Source organism: Streptococcus infantis (assembly GCF_015546995.1).
Taxonomy (GTDB): domain Bacteria; phylum Bacillota; class Bacilli; order Lactobacillales; family Streptococcaceae; genus Streptococcus; species Streptococcus infantis_J.
Map to the genome: position 1 here is coordinate 108,568 of NZ_JADMUH010000001.1, position 14,290 is coordinate 122,857.

Sequence of the window (14,290 nt, forward strand, 5' to 3'; positions counted from 1 at the left end):
GGAGGTGGGACGACGAAATCGAATTCTAACGAATTACCGATTTCTGTCCCACTCTCATTTGATATACAGTTCCTGATTTTTCAAGACAATTTCACGTACACTTGTAAATTTCTTAAGTTTTTTAAGCTCTTCTGGATGGGTTACAAGAGTGATGACATAGCCTTGTTTACCCATGCGTCCTGTACGACCCGCACGGTGAGTGTAAGTTTCCGTGTCTCTAGGGACGTCAAAGTTAATCACGCATTCCAGGCTATCAATGTCGATACCACGAGCGAGAAGGTCTGTGGCAAGAAGTAGTGTCAGTTGATTATCTTTGAATTTTTCTAGAATAACTTTTCTAAATTTAACGTTGACATCGCTAGCTAGCGAAACTGCTAAAACATCACGATATTGTAATTTTTCCTCTGCACTTCCAAGGTCTGACAAGCTATTAAAGAAGACAAGACTACGGAAATCTTCAACCTGTGCCAGTTTACGAAGCATATCTACTCTGTGACGTTGGTCTACTTGCATGTAGAAGTGTTGAATATTGTCTAACTTTTGGTCTGATAGATCAATGATGAGCGTGTTAGGTGCAATCTTATCTTGGTCAAATTTGGTAGTGGCACTCATGTAAATAAGTTGATGGTCACGAGGTGCATAGTTGGTAATTTTTTCAACAAAATGAATTTGAGAATCATCAAGGAGTTGGTCGAATTCATCAAGAATGATTGTTTCCACATTCATCATCTTGATTTTTTTCAATTTGACGAGTTCAAAGATACGACCAGGTGTTCCAATCAGAATTTCTGGTCCTTTTTTAAGTCGTTCAATTTGGCGTTTCTGGCTCGAACCAGATAGAAATAGCTGAGCTGTTAATCCGATAGCCTCACCCCAGGTTTTAGTAACTTCAAAAATTTGTCCAGCAAGCTCGGTATTAGGTGCTAAAATCAATAATTGTTGGGCTTTTTTCTTTTGCAGTTTGAGAAGACTAGGTAGGAGATAGGCTAAAGTCTTTCCTGTTCCAGTTGGACTGACTCCAAGAAGATTTTCACCTTTTGTTATAGGCTCAAAAAGTTGAATTTGAATGGGAGTAAATTCTTGGAAGCCCAGTTGAACAATCAATTCTTGCCATTCGGTAGTTAGTTTGGTTTTCATTTTTCTGCCTCAAATCTAATGCCAGCATTCTGGCGCATGGTGTAAAGTAGGTTGTGGACGTGTGCCGCATCATCAATCCAAGATTGGTAGAGATTCAGGTCTGCTTGCTTGATCATGTTTGCAAAAGCAGCAACTTCCTCAGTCATGTTGTGAGGAGCCTGCTGGATAGGAAGTTTAACTTCATTTCCTTGATGGTCTGTGAAAATAGCTGAACTAACAAGTTCAATAGTATCAAGTGTCAGTGTTCCATCTGTCGTATAAATTTCGCAAGGAAGATTAGAAGTGATATTCTTTCCTGCTTTGATATGTACTTGATAGTCAGGATAGTAGAGCATGCCGTCACCGTTCAAATCGATACTATTATCTAGTTTCTGAGCTTGATAGGTTGCATGAGTCGGTTTTCCAAATAAGCGGATTGCTGCGTATAGAGTATAAATACCAAGATCCATAAGTGCACCACCTGCAAAACGGTCTGAGAAAACATTAGGAGTATCGCCAGCAAGTAGGTTAGGCATCTTAGAAGAGTATTTAGCGTAGTTAAAGTCTGCACCAAGAATTTGTTTGTTGGCAAGAAAGCCTTTGATTGTGGCAAAAGCATCTTCATGATAGTTACGTGCTGCTTCAAAGATAAAACATTTATTATCTTTAGCTGTTTGAACTAAATCCTGCCATTCTTGTGGTTGAGTGACGGCTGGTTTTTCAAGGATAACATGTTTTCCAGCAGATAAAGCCATCTTTGCTTGGCTAAAATGCAGGGAATTCGGACTAGCAATGTATACCACATCGAATGAATCATTAAAGAAATCATTTAACTGATCAAATAGCTTAACGCCTTGATATTGTTCAACAAACTTTTCTGCGGTTTCTATTTTTCTAGAATAGACTGCACCCAGTTGAAATTTTCCGCTAGTATGGGCAACCTCTAGAAAATGATGGCTGATTGAACTAGTTCCTATGATACCAAGTTTTAGCATAGTTACTCCTTTTCCACAAGTAATGATTGATTTCATTATATCATAGAAAGAGTCAACTAGATAAGTTAAGATAATTCTTTTGCTTTGATACTTCGAAATTTCTAGAAAAAATGGTACAATAGTTACAGTATATTTAGGAGATTAGTATGAGATTATTACCTATGAGAAAAATTTCTCGTCATTCAAAAAGATTGGCGCTTTTTTTGACTTTTTGTGCAGGCTATGTAGATGCCTATACGTTTATTGTAAGAGGGAATACCTTAGTCGCTGGGCAAACAGGGAATGTGGTATTTCTATCAGTCGGAATCGTTCAGAGAAATTTGGCTGATGCTGAAATAAAGATATTGACACTTTTATCTTTCATGTTAGGCGTTTTTTTGCTTACGATTTACAAGGAAAAACTTCGCATTGTTAAAAAACCCATTCTATCACTTGTTCCATTAGCTATTTTATCATTGATAATCGGCTTTGTTCCATTGAGTGTTGATAACATGTTTATTATTCCTCCTCTGGCTTTTTGTATGGGTCTGGTTACAACAGCTTTTGGAGAGGTTTCTGGAATTGCCTATAATAATGCCTTTATGACGGGAAATATCAAACGCACCATGTTGGCTTTTGGCGAATACGTCCGGACCAAGCATACAGCCTTTTTGATGGAAGGATTGATTTTTGTGAGCCTACTTGTTAGTTTCATTCTAGGAGTAGTATTTTCAGCTTACTTAACGATTATCTTCAACGAAAAAACAATTTTAGGTGTCCCTATCATGATGAGTATTTTTTATCTAAGTATGATTTTATCTTCTTTGCGAAAAAAGTCTAATAAAAGGCTGAATTTTGAATGAAAATACTTGTCAAAAATTTGGAATCATGCTATACTTGTAGAGTTGACTATGCACAGTCCTGTGCAACCGCACGATCATCGTTGCTTGATTCATCAAGTTTAAGTGGTTCGTCCCACGATGCTAGGCGAGTCTTCACAAAAATTCGGGGAAACCCCAAAAAATCATAGGAGGTGCATAATGAGCACATACGCAATTATCAAAACTGGCGGAAAACAAGTTAAAGTTGAAGTTGGTCAAGCAGTTTACGTTGAAAAATTGAACGTTGAAGCTGGTCAAGAAGTTACTTTTAACGAAGTTGTTCTTGTTGGTGGTGAAAACACTGTTGTCGGAACTCCGCTTGTTGCTGGAGCTACTGTAGTTGGAACTGTTGAAAAACAAGGAAAACAAAAGAAAGTTGTTACTTACAAGTACAAACCTAAAAAAGGTAGCCACCGTAAACAAGGTCACCGTCAACCATACACTAAAGTTGTCATCAACGCAATCAACGCTTAATTTTAAGGAGAACACATGATACAAGCAGTCTTTGAGAGAGCCGAAGATGGCGAGCTGAGGAGTGCGGAGATTACTGGACACGCCGAGAGTGGCGAATACGGCCTAGATGTCGTGTGTGCATCGGTTTCTACGCTTGCCGTTAACTTTATCAATTCCATTGAGAAATTTGCAGGCTATGAACCAATCTTAGAATTAAACGAAGATGAAGGTGGCTATCTGATGGTTGAAATTCCAAAAGATCTTCCTTCTCACCAGAGAGAAATGACACAATTATTTTTTGAATCATTTTTCTTAGGTATGGCAAACTTATCGGAGAACTCTTCTGAGTTCGTCCAAACCAGAGTTATCACAGAAAACTAACACGGAGGAAAACATTATGTTAAAAATGACTCTTAACAACTTGCAACTTTTCGCCCACAAAAAAGGTGGAGGTTCTACATCAAACGGACGCGATTCACAAGCTAAACGTCTTGGAGCTAAAGCAGCTGACGGACAAACTGTAACTGGTGGATCAATCCTTTACCGTCAACGTGGTACACACATCTATCCAGGTGTAAACGTTGGACGTGGTGGAGACGATACTTTGTTCGCTAAAGTTGAAGGCGTAGTACGTTTCGAACGTAAAGGTCGCGATAAGAAACAAGTTTCTGTTTACCCAATCGCAAAATAAGCATTATAAAAGGCTTTCCGAGATTTTCGGGAAGCCTTTTTTTGAATAAATTTAGCATCAGTTATTATTTAAGTTTACTTCAGAAACTGTTTTAAATCAATAAAATCTTAAGGAGCTTATTTGATTTATTATGATAGATAATAAGAAAGAAATATGGTATAATATAGGGTGAGACCTTATGAATATATATTGAAAGAGTATTTAAAAGATAATGAAAAAAATTGTCATTAACGGTGGACGCCCATTAAAGGGTGAGATAACCATTAGCGGAGCAAAAAATAGTGTAGTTGCTCTGATTCCTGCTATTATTTTATCAGATGATGTAGTTATTTTGGATTGTGTTCCAGATATCTCCGATGTCGCTAGTTTGGTTGATATTATGGAAATTATGGGTGCGAGTGTTAAGCGCTATGATGACGTTCTAGAAATTGATCCTCGTGGTGTTCAAAATAAACCAATGCCATACGGTAAGATTAACAGTCTTCGCGCATCCTATTATTTCTACGGTAGTCTTCTTGGACGTTTTGGTGAAGCAACAGTAGGTTTGCCTGGTGGATGTGACTTGGGTCCTCGTCCTATTGACTTGCACTTGAAAGCTTTTGAAGCTATGGGTGCTAAGACAACCTATGAGGGAGATAATATGAATCTCTCAACTAATGGTTCTAAGTTACAGGGTGCTAGTATTTATATGGATACTGTAAGTGTAGGAGCAACTATTAATACGATGCTTGCAGCAGTAAAAGCTCAAGGACGTACAGTCATTGAAAATGCTGCTCGAGAGCCTGAAATTATTGATGTAGCTACTTTGTTAAATAATATGGGAGCTCATATTCGTGGTGCAGGTACGGATATGATTACTATCGATGGTGTTGAATCTCTACACGGCACACGTCATCAAGTTATTCCAGATCGTATCGAAGCTGGTACTTATATTTCTTTAGCTGCTGCTGTGGGACAAGGAATTCTTATAAACAATGTACTTTATGAACACTTAGAAGGTTTTATTGCAAAACTTGAAGAAATGGGTGTTCATATGACGATTTCTGAAGATAGTATCTACGTTGAAGAACAAACAAATCTTAAGGCTGTAAATATCAAAACAGCTCCATATCCAGGATTTGCTACAGACCTTCAACAACCGATTACACCACTTTTGTTGAAAGCAGAAGGACGAGGGACACTGATTGATACCATTTATGAAAAACGTGTGAACCATGTCTTTGAATTAGCTAAAATGAACGCAGATATTACAACGACTAATGATCACATTATCTATAAGGGTGGTAATTCTTTACACGGTGCAAGTGTAAGAGCGACTGACTTACGTGCAGGTGCAGCCTTGGTTATTGCTGGATTAATGGCTGAAGGTAGAACAGAAATTACTAGTGTGGAGTTCATTTTAAGAGGCTACTCAAATATTATTGAAAAATTACGTAAGCTTGGAGCAGATATTGAGCTAATTGAAGATTAGCCATTTTGAGGAACACAATGAATATCTGGACAAAATTAGCAATGTATTCTTTCTATGAGACGGAACGTTTGTATTTCCGTCCATTCTTTTTTACGGATGTAGATGACTTTCATGCTCTAGCATCAGACCCTGAAAATCTCCAATTTATTTTTCCTACGCAAGCCAGCATTGAGGAAAGTCAATATGCTCTTGCTAACTACTTTATGAAATCACCTTTGGGAATTTGGGCGATTTGTGATAAGAAAGCACAGAAGATGATTGGAGCCATTAAGTTTGAAAAGCTGGATGAAATTCGTAAAGAAGCAGAAATTGGCTATTTTTTAAGGAAAGACTATTGGTCTCAGGGATATATGACGGAAGCAGTTACCAAATTACGCGATTTGTCTATGGATCAGTTTGAATTAAAGCAACTTTCTATTGTGACGCATTTAGAAAATAGTGCTAGTCAAAAGGTTGCACAAAAATCAGGCTTCGTTCTATATCGTCGTTTCAAGGGTAGTGATCGATATACTCGTAAGATGCGGGATTATCTAGAATTTCGCTATACAAAAGGAGAGCTAAATGAGTAAACACCAAGAAATTTTAGCTTATTTAGAAGAATTACCAGTCGGAAAACGGGTCAGTGTTCGAAGTATTTCAAATAGGCTGGGAGTGAGTGATGGTACAGCTTATCGTGCTATCAAAGAAGCTGAAAATAGAGGATTGGTTGAAACACGTCCTCGAAGTGGAACTGTCCGTGTCAAGTCCAAAAAAGTTGCCATTGAGAGATTAACCTTTGCAGAAATTGCAGAAGTCACTGGTTCAGAAGTTTTAGCTGGCCAAGCTGGTTTGGAGAGAGAATTCAGTAAATTCTCCATTGGAGCCATGACAGAAAAGAATATTCTTTCTTATCTTCATGATGGCGGTCTACTTATTGTCGGTGACAGAACACGAATCCAATTATTGGCACTTGAAAATGAAAATGCTGTCTTGGTAACAGGTGGATTTGAAGTTCATAAAGATGTTTTGGATGCTGCTAATAAGAAAAATATCCCAGTGTTACGCAGCAAACATGACACATTTACCATTGCAACCATGATTAACCGAGCTTTGTCAAATGTACAAATAAAGACAGATATTTTAACGGTTGAAAAAATCTATCGCACTTGTCATGAATATGGTTTTTTACAAGAAACGGATACTGTAAAAGATTATTTAGATTTAGTTCGTAAGAATAGAAGTAGTCGATTCCCTGTTATCAATCAGCATAAGGTTGTTGTGGGTGTCGTGACCATGCGTGATGCTGGAGATAAATCACCAGGAACTACCATTGATAAGGTCATGACAAGAACTGTCTACATGACCGGTTTAGCCACAAATATTGCTAACGTGAGCCAGAGAATGATTGCTGAAGATTTTGAAATGGTACCTGTTGTACGGAGCAATCAAACCTTGCTTGGTGTCATTACTAGACGTGATGTCATGGAAAAAATGAGTCGTTCTCAGGTCTCAACTTTACCAACCTTTTCAGAACAGATTGGACAGAAGCTATCTTATCATCATGATGAGGTTGTCATTACAGTCGAACCCTTTATGTTAGAAAAAAATGGTGTTCTGGCTAATGGTGTTCTTTCAGAAATCTTGACTCATATGACACAAGACTTGGTCGTTAATAGCGGGCGTAACCTCATCATTGAACAAATGTTGATTTACTTCTTACAGGCTGTTCAGATTGATGATGTTCTACGTATTCAAGCTAGAATAATTCATCATACGAGACGATCAGCTATTATTGATTATGACATTTATCTCAATCATCAAATTGTATCAAAAGCAAATGTAACTGTAAAAATTAATTAGAATCTAGGAGTAAACATGATTACATTAAAATCAGCTAGAGAAATCGAAGCTATGGATAAGGCAGGTGATTTTCTTGCAAGTATCCACATTGGCTTGCGTGATATCATCAAGCCAGGTGTTGATATGTGGGAAGTAGAAGAGTATGTTCGCCGTCGTTGTAAAGAAGAGAATTTCCTTCCACTGCAGATTGGTGTTGATGGAGCAATGATGGACTATCCATATGCAACCTGCTGTTCGCTCAATGACGAAGTAGCACACGCCTTCCCTCGTCATTATATCCTCAAAGAGGGTGACCTCCTAAAGGTTGATATGGTTCTTGGTGGGCCAATCGCGAAGTCTGACCTCAATGTTTCTAAACTCAATTTTAACAACGTTGAGCAGATGAAAAAATATACTCAAAACTTTACGGGTGGCTTGGCTGATTCTTGTTGGGCATACGCAGTTGGTAAACCATCAGAAGAAGTTAAAAACTTGATGGACGTGACCAAGGAAGCTATGTATAAGGGTATCGAGCAAGCTGTTGTTGGCAACCGAATTGGCGATATTGGGGCAGCGATTCAAGAATATGCTGAAAGTCGTGGATACGGTGTTGTCCGTGATCTTGTAGGACACGGTGTTGGACCAACTATGCATGAAGAGCCAATGGTTCCTAACTATGGTGTAGCTGGTCGTGGTCTCCGTCTTCGTGAAGGTATGGTTTTGACAATCGAACCTATGATCAATACAGGTGATTGGGAAATCGATACAGACATGGAGACAGGTTGGGCTCATAAAACTATCGACGGTGGTCTATCATGTCAGTATGAACACCAGTTTGTTATTACCAAGGATGGACCTGTAATCTTGACAAGTCAAGGTGAAGAAGGAACTTATTAATAAAAAAGGGAGCTGAGCTCCTTTTTTTTGTTAAAGCTGAAATCAAATTTGCGTAGCAGATATCTTACAAACGTTTTCTTTTATAGTAAAATAAAAGATGACTATATGAAAGAAGGTTCTTAATTGGAAAGTATTATATTTTTTATCTCTGTATTTTTAGCTGGTATCTTGTCATTTTTTTCTCCCTGCATATTTCCTTTGTTACCAGTCTATGCAGGTGTTTTGTTAGATGATCAAGAGCAGTCAAAAACATTTCGGTTTTTAGGTAAAGATGTTGCCTGGTCAGGATTAATTCGGACATTCTGTTTTATCGCTGGTATCTCTCTAATTTTCTTTATTCTAGGGTTTGGAGCAGGATTTCTGGGGAACTTACTCTATGCTGATTGGTTTCGTTATGTTATGGGTGGTATTATTATCATACTAGGCTTACATCAGATGGAAATCCTTCATCTACGAAAATTAGAGTTCCAAAAAACAGTAAGATTTGATCAAAAACAGTCTAGTAAATATCTATCAGCCTTTCTATTAGGTATCAGCTTCAGCTTTGGTTGGACTCCATGTATTGGTCCAGTTTTAAGTTCAGTTTTAGCATTAGCTGCCTCAGGAGGAAATGGAGCTCTTCAAGGGGCCTTATTAACCCTAGTTTATACTCTTGGAATGGCGCTTCCATTTTTAGTATTGGCTTTGGCATCAGGTCTGATTATGCCTTATTTTAGTAGAATTAAATCTCACCTACTCTTACTGAAAAGAATTGGTGGTTTACTAATTATTCTCATGGGAATTTTATTAATGTTGGGACAGTTAAATGTCTTATCTGGAATATTAGGATAAAAGGAGTTATCTATGAAAAAAACAATCTATTTTGGACTTAGTTTCTTATCTATCTTTCTTTTGATTGCTTGTGGCAAGGAAGAGAAGGAACTAAGTCAGGAAAATCAAACGACTCAAGCACAGCAGCAAGCAACGGTTAAGCAAATAGCTGTAGGAGCAGAAGCACCGGATTTCACGCTCCAATCTATGGATGGAAAAGAAGTGAAATTATCAGATTATAAAGGAAAGAAAGTTTATCTTAAATTTTGGGCTTCTTGGTGCGGACCTTGTAAAAAAAGTATGCCTGAATTAATGGAACTTGCTGCAAAAGAAGATCGTGATTTTGAAATATTATCTGTTATTGCACCCGGCCTTCAAGGCGAAAAAACGATCGACCAATTTCCAAAATGGTTTGAGGAGCAGGGCTATAAAGATATACCTGTCTTATATGACACTAAGGGAACTACATTCCAAGCCTATCAGATTCGAAGTATTCCAACTGAATACCTAATTGATTCAAATGGTAAAATTGCTAAGATTCAGTTAGGTGCAATTAGCAATGTAGATGCTGAAGCAGCTTTTGCACAAATGGATTAACGTTATAAAAAATGTCTAGACTGTTTTGTCTAGACATTTCTTTTTTTAAAATTAAATTGAGTTAGTTTTTAGAAGCAGCTTGGAATTCTGGGTTTTTCCATGCTTCATCAATAATCTCTTGCAATTCACGAGCAGAAAGTTGCATTTTTTGAGTTTCAGCGTCGTTCAATGGGATGTTAACTGGGCGAACGATACCATGCGCACCAACGATAGCTGGTTGACCGATAAAGACGTTTTCAACTCCGTATTGGCCTTCTTGGAAGACTGAAAGTGGAAGAACCGCATTTTCATCATCAAGGATAGCTTTTGTGATACGAGCAAGAGCAACTGCGATACCGTATTATGTAGCACCTTTTTTGTTGATGATTGAGTAAGCAGCGTCACGAACTGAGATGAAGAGTTCAACAAGATCCGCTTCATTCAAGTCACGGTTAGCTTGTAACCATTGTTCCAATTTAACACCGGCAACGTTAGCGTGTGACCAAACTGCAAATTCAGAGTCACCGTGCTCACCCATGATGTAGGCGTGAACTGAACGAGCATCAACACCGATAGTTTCAGCAAGTGCTTGACGGAAACGAGCTGAGTCAAGTGAAGTACCTGAACCGATAACACGTTCTTTAGGGAATCCTGAGAATTTCCAAGTTGAGTAAGTTAAAATGTCAACTGGGTTAGCGGCAACAAGGAAGATACCGTCAAATCCAGATGCAACAACTTGTTCAACAATTGATTTGTTAATAGCAAGGTTTTTACCAACAAGATCGAGACGAGTTTCACCTGGTTTTTGTGGAGCACCAGCAGTGATAACTACAAGGTCTGCATCCGCACAGTCTTCGTACTTAGCTGCATAGATTTTTTTAGGTGAAGTAAAAGCTAGCGCGTGGCTAAGGTCTTCAGCATCACCAACTGCTTTTTCAAACAATTGAGGAATTTCAATGATACCAAGTTCTTGAGCAATGCCTTGGTTAACAAGAGCAAAAGCGTAAGATGAACCTACGGCACCGTCACCAACGAGGATAACTTTTTTGTGTTGTTTAGTAACTGTCATTTGTCTAAACATCTCCTTTGTTTTTTTTCAGGGGGAACCCCTATTTGATTTCATTCTATCACTTTTGCTAAGCTTTGTCACGGATATACCTTCGGGATAAATATGTAAACGTTTTACACGTGTTGTTAGACTGTAAAATAGTCCAAACTATGGTATAATATATGTAATTACTAATAGTGAAACGAGGCATTTGTTAATGCAAGATAAAAATTTAGTGAATGTCAATCTGACCAAGGAGATGAAGACTAGCTTTATCGATTACGCCATGAGTGTAATCGTATCGCGGGCTCTTCCTGATGTTCGTGATGGGTTGAAACCTGTTCATCGTCGTATTTTGTACGGAATGAACGAATTAGGAGTTACTCCTGATAAACCTCATAAGAAATCTGCCCGTATTACAGGGGACGTAATGGGTAAATACCACCCACACGGGGACTCATCTATCTATGAAGCTATGGTTCGTATGGCTCAATGGTGGAGCTACCGCTACATGCTTGTAGATGGGCACGGTAACTTTGGTTCTATGGACGGTGATGGTGCTGCCGCGCAACGTTATACAGAAGCACGTATGAGCAAAATTGCTCTTGAAATGCTTCGCGATATCAATAAAAATACCGTTGATTTTGTTGATAACTATGATGCCAATGAACGAGAACCTGTTGTTTTACCAGCTCGTTTCCCAAATCTTTTGGTCAATGGTGCCACAGGTATTGCCGTTGGTATGGCGACCAATATTCCACCTCATAATTTGGGTGAAACCATTGATGCTGTTAAACTCGTCATGGATAATCCTGAAGTTACAACCAAAGATTTAATGGAAGTTTTGCCTGGTCCAGACTTCCCAACAGCTGCCCTAGTTATGGGTAAATCAGGTATTCATAAGGCGTATGAGACCGGTAAGGGATCTATTGTTCTTCGTTCTCGTACGGAAATTGAAGAAACTAAAACAGGTCGCGAACGGATCGTTGTTACAGAATTTCCATATATGGTTAACAAGACTAAAGTGCATGAACACATTGTACGTTTAGTTCAGGAAAAACGTATCGATGGAATTACAGCTGTTCGTGATGAATCTAACCGTGAAGGTGTTCGCTTTGTTATTGAAGTTAGACGTGATGCATCAGCTAATGTTATTTTGAACAACTTATTCAAGATGACTCAGATGCAGACTAGCTTTGGTTTTAACATGCTTGCTATCCAAAATGGTGTTCCAAAGATTTTATCGCTTCGCCAAATCTTGGATGCATACATTGAGCACCAAAAAGAAGTTGTGACTCGTCGCACTCAATTTGATAAAGAAAAAGCTGAGGCACGCGCGCATATCTTGGAAGGTTTGCTAATTGCTCTGGATCATATTGATGAAGTCATTCGTATCATCCGTGCCAGCGAAACTGACCAAGAAGCTCAAGCGGAATTGATGAGCAAGTTCAAGCTATCTGAACGTCAAAGCCAAGCAATCCTAGACATGCGTCTCCGTCGTTTGACTGGCTTGGAGCGTGATAAGATTCAATCTGAATATAATGAGTTGATTGCTTTGATTGCTGACTTAGCGGACATTCTTGCTAAACCAGAACGTGTTGCGCAAATCATCAAGGAAGAATTGGATGAAGTCAAACGCAAGTATGAAGATAAACGCCGTACTGAGTTAATGGTTGGTGAAGTCTTGACGCTTGAAGATGAAGACTTGATTGAAGAGTCTGATGTTCTTATCACTCTATCAAATAAAGGTTATATTAAACGTTTGGACCAAGACGAGTTTACTGTCCAAAAACGTGGTGGACGTGGCGTACAGGGAACAGGAGTCAAGGACGATGACTTTGTCCGTGAGTTGGTTTCTACCAGCACCCATGATCACTTGCTCTTCTTTACCAACAAAGGTCGTGTCTATCGTTTGAAAGGTTATGAAATCCCAGAATATGGTCGTACAGCCAAGGGATTGCCTGTAGTTAACCTCTTGAAACTGGATGAGGGAGAAAGCATCCAAACTATCATTAATGTCGAATCAGAACGTAGTGATGATGCATACATCTTCTTTACGACTCGAGCAGGTATTGTTAAGAGAACTAGCGTTAAAGAATTTGCCAACATTCGTCAAAATGGTCTAAAAGCCTTGAATTTGAAAGATGAGGACGAATTGATTAATGTTCTTCTTACTCAAGAAGATACTGATATCATTATCGGTACTAAGTTAGGCTATGCAGTTCGTTTCAACCAGTCATCCGTTCGTAGCATGAGTCGTAGTGCAACTGGTGTTAAAGGAGTAAATCTTCGTGAAGGCGATTCTGTAGTTGGAGCTAGAGTAATCACTGACCAAGATGAGGTTCTCATTATCACCGAAAAAGGATACGGTAAGCGTACAGTTGCCACTGAATATCCAACTAAAGGTCGTGCTGGTAAAGGTATGAAAACCGCTAATATTACCGATAAAAACGGTCAACTTGCCGGCCTACTCACAGTAAAAGGTGACGAAGACTTGATGGTCATCACAGATACTGGTGTTATGATTCGAACAAATGTTGCCAATATTTCACAAACTGGACGTTCAACTATGGGAGTAAAAGTGATGCGTCTAGATGAAAATGCTAAGATTGTAACCTTTACAACAGTTGCAGCAGCAGAGAAAGAAGAAGTTGGGACAGAAAACGAAACAGAAAGTGAAGAATAATGTCTCAAAAAAGAATAAAAAGTAAAAAAAATAAGCGTAAGAATCTGCTGATTAATATTTTGGCTGGATTTCTAATCCTTTTGTCTCTAGCTTTGATTTTTAATTCAAAGATACGTGATGTAATTATGATTTGGAATACCAATAAATATCAAGTAAGTCAGGTTTCAAAAGAGGAAATTGAGGAAAATAAAACTGCTAGTGGAAATTTTGATTTTGACTCTGTAAAATCCTTATCTTCAGAGGCAGTACTTTCTGCTCAATGGAATTCCCAACAACTTCCAGTGATTGGGGGTATTTCTATTCCAGAACTTGAAATGAATTTACCTATTTTTAAGGGGCTGGATAATGTGAACCTGTTCTATGGTGCTGGAACGATGAAAGCTAATCAGGTTATGGGGCAGGGAAATTATTCATTGGCAAGTCACCGGATTTTTACTGGTAAAGATGCAGATCAGAAGCTATTTTCACCCTTAGCACGTGCTACTAATGGAATGTTCATTTATCTAACAGATAAAGAAAAAGTTTATAAATATGAAATAGTAGAAGTTAAAAAGGTAACTCCAGATCGCATCGATGTTATTGAAGACAGAGAAGGGATTGACGAGCTGACTTTGGTAACCTGTGAAGATGCTAATGCTACAGAACGGATAATTGTTAAAGCAAATTTGAAGGAAGTTAAAGACTATTTAGAAGCTTCTCCAGAAATATTGCAATCATTTACTAAACCATATAAACAATTTTATGAATAGTAGAAGAGGTTGGGCCAAAAGAGCCCGACCTCATTTTTTATTAGCAATCAAACTTTGACGCGGTAGCTGATTGAACTTTTTGTTCGTCTTTTAGACTCCAAAAAGCTCCTAATCATCCTC

Annotated in this window: 14 protein-coding genes, 1 pseudogene and 1 other annotated feature; of the genes and pseudogenes, 12 read left to right on the plus strand and 3 right to left on the minus strand. The window is 38.4% G+C overall.

All coding sequences use genetic code 11. The annotated features are described in order from the left end of the window. Positions 1-54: 54 nt before the first annotated feature. Positions 55-1,137, minus strand: coding sequence for a DEAD/DEAH box helicase (locus I1J71_RS00630; protein ID WP_195183341.1), 1,083 nt, complete (start codon positions 1,135-1,137; stop codon positions 55-57). After that, the gene (locus I1J71_RS00635) at positions 1,134-2,111 is read right to left on the minus strand and encodes a Gfo/Idh/MocA family protein (RefSeq protein ID WP_195183342.1); all 978 of its coding nucleotides are present in this window, start codon (positions 2,109-2,111) and stop codon (positions 1,134-1,136) included. Before I1J71_RS00635 ends, I1J71_RS00630 begins: the two co-directional genes overlap by 4 nt. Before the next feature lie 146 nt (positions 2,112-2,257). Between I1J71_RS00635 and I1J71_RS00640 the strand changes: the two genes are divergently transcribed. The 10 genes from I1J71_RS00640 to sdbB all read left to right on the plus strand — a co-directional run bounded on the left by I1J71_RS00640 (position 2,258) and on the right by sdbB (position 9,708). Next, positions 2,258-2,953, plus strand: coding sequence for a YoaK family protein (locus I1J71_RS00640; protein WP_195183343.1), 696 nt, complete (start codon positions 2,258-2,260; stop codon positions 2,951-2,953). A 54-nt stretch (positions 2,954-3,007) separates the two neighbouring features. Then, positions 3,008-3,095 (plus strand) — a sequence feature (ribosomal protein L21 leader region). 35 nt (positions 3,096-3,130) lie between these two features. Next, positions 3,131-3,445 carry a 50S ribosomal protein L21 gene (gene rplU / locus I1J71_RS00645; RefSeq protein ID WP_000109141.1) on the plus strand — a complete coding sequence of 105 codons (315 nt, stop codon included), beginning with the start codon at positions 3,131-3,133 and terminating at the stop codon, positions 3,443-3,445. A gap of 15 nt (positions 3,446-3,460) precedes the next feature. Continuing rightward, positions 3,461-3,805, plus strand: coding sequence for a ribosomal-processing cysteine protease Prp (locus I1J71_RS00650; protein ID WP_023947780.1), 345 nt, complete (start codon positions 3,461-3,463; stop codon positions 3,803-3,805). Between the two features lie 16 nt (positions 3,806-3,821). Then, positions 3,822-4,115 (plus strand): 50S ribosomal protein L27, encoded by a 294-nt coding sequence (rpmA, locus tag I1J71_RS00655; RefSeq protein ID WP_000916509.1) that lies wholly within the window; start codon positions 3,822-3,824, stop codon positions 4,113-4,115. Between the two features lie 211 nt (positions 4,116-4,326). Further along, positions 4,327-5,586 carry a UDP-N-acetylglucosamine 1-carboxyvinyltransferase gene (locus I1J71_RS00660; protein WP_195183344.1) on the plus strand — a complete coding sequence of 420 codons (1,260 nt, stop codon included), beginning with the start codon at positions 4,327-4,329 and terminating at the stop codon, positions 5,584-5,586. A 17-nt stretch (positions 5,587-5,603) separates the two neighbouring features. After that, the gene (locus I1J71_RS00665; RefSeq protein ID WP_006145664.1) at positions 5,604-6,155 is read left to right on the plus strand and encodes a GNAT family N-acetyltransferase; all 552 of its coding nucleotides are present in this window, start codon (positions 5,604-5,606) and stop codon (positions 6,153-6,155) included. Further along, positions 6,148-7,425 (plus strand): CBS-HotDog domain-containing transcription factor SpxR, encoded by a 1,278-nt coding sequence (spxR, locus tag I1J71_RS00670; protein ID WP_036757618.1) that lies wholly within the window; start codon positions 6,148-6,150, stop codon positions 7,423-7,425. Before I1J71_RS00665 ends, spxR begins: the two co-directional genes overlap by 8 nt. 15 nt (positions 7,426-7,440) lie before the next feature. Beyond that, positions 7,441-8,301 carry a methionyl aminopeptidase gene (locus tag I1J71_RS00675; protein ID WP_195183345.1) on the plus strand — a complete coding sequence of 287 codons (861 nt, stop codon included), beginning with the start codon at positions 7,441-7,443 and terminating at the stop codon, positions 8,299-8,301. Between the two features lie 123 nt (positions 8,302-8,424). Then, a complete protein-coding gene (ccdA2, locus tag I1J71_RS00680) occupies positions 8,425-9,132 on the plus strand; it encodes a thiol-disulfide oxidoreductase-associated membrane protein CcdA2 (protein ID WP_195183346.1) in 708 nt (235 codons plus the stop codon). A 12-nt stretch (positions 9,133-9,144) separates the two neighbouring features. Continuing rightward, positions 9,145-9,708, plus strand: coding sequence for a thiol-disulfide oxidoreductase-associated lipoprotein SdbB (gene sdbB, locus I1J71_RS00685; RefSeq protein WP_195183347.1), 564 nt, complete (start codon positions 9,145-9,147; stop codon positions 9,706-9,708). 61 nt (positions 9,709-9,769) lie between these two features. On the opposite strand, the pseudogene I1J71_RS00690 reads toward sdbB, so the two are convergent. Then, positions 9,770-10,756 (minus strand): annotated as a pseudogene (locus I1J71_RS00690) (L-lactate dehydrogenase). 196 nt (positions 10,757-10,952) lie between these two features. Here I1J71_RS00690 and gyrA point away from each other — a divergent pair. Continuing rightward, positions 10,953-13,421: a DNA gyrase subunit A gene (gene gyrA / locus I1J71_RS00695; RefSeq protein WP_195183348.1), complete on the plus strand. Its 2,469-nt coding sequence runs from the start codon at positions 10,953-10,955 to the stop codon at positions 13,419-13,421. Continuing rightward, positions 13,421-14,170 carry a class A sortase gene (locus I1J71_RS00700; protein WP_195183349.1) on the plus strand — a complete coding sequence of 250 codons (750 nt, stop codon included), beginning with the start codon at positions 13,421-13,423 and terminating at the stop codon, positions 14,168-14,170. Before gyrA ends, I1J71_RS00700 begins: the two co-directional genes overlap by 1 nt. Positions 14,171-14,290: the final 120 nt, after the last annotated feature.

Coding starts and splice junctions, on each gene's coding strand:
- I1J71_RS00630 (WP_195183341.1), bottom strand. CDS start 1,137: ATGAAAACCAAACTAACTACCGAATGGCAAGAATTGATTGTTCAACTG.
- I1J71_RS00635 (WP_195183342.1), bottom strand. CDS start 2,111: ATGCTAAAACTTGGTATCATAGGAACTAGTTCAATCAGCCATCATTTT.
- I1J71_RS00640 (WP_195183343.1), top strand. CDS start 2,258: ATGAGATTATTACCTATGAGAAAAATTTCTCGTCATTCAAAAAGATTG.
- rplU (WP_000109141.1), top strand. CDS start 3,131: ATGAGCACATACGCAATTATCAAAACTGGCGGAAAACAAGTTAAAGTT.
- I1J71_RS00650 (WP_023947780.1), top strand. CDS start 3,461: ATGATACAAGCAGTCTTTGAGAGAGCCGAAGATGGCGAGCTGAGGAGT.
- rpmA (WP_000916509.1), top strand. CDS start 3,822: ATGTTAAAAATGACTCTTAACAACTTGCAACTTTTCGCCCACAAAAAA.
- I1J71_RS00660 (WP_195183344.1), top strand. CDS start 4,327: ATGAAAAAAATTGTCATTAACGGTGGACGCCCATTAAAGGGTGAGATA.
- I1J71_RS00665 (WP_006145664.1), top strand. CDS start 5,604: ATGAATATCTGGACAAAATTAGCAATGTATTCTTTCTATGAGACGGAA.
- spxR (WP_036757618.1), top strand. CDS start 6,148: ATGAGTAAACACCAAGAAATTTTAGCTTATTTAGAAGAATTACCAGTC.
- I1J71_RS00675 (WP_195183345.1), top strand. CDS start 7,441: ATGATTACATTAAAATCAGCTAGAGAAATCGAAGCTATGGATAAGGCA.
- sdbB (WP_195183347.1), top strand. CDS start 9,145: ATGAAAAAAACAATCTATTTTGGACTTAGTTTCTTATCTATCTTTCTT.
- gyrA (WP_195183348.1), top strand. CDS start 10,953: ATGCAAGATAAAAATTTAGTGAATGTCAATCTGACCAAGGAGATGAAG.
- I1J71_RS00700 (WP_195183349.1), top strand. CDS start 13,421: ATGTCTCAAAAAAGAATAAAAAGTAAAAAAAATAAGCGTAAGAATCTG.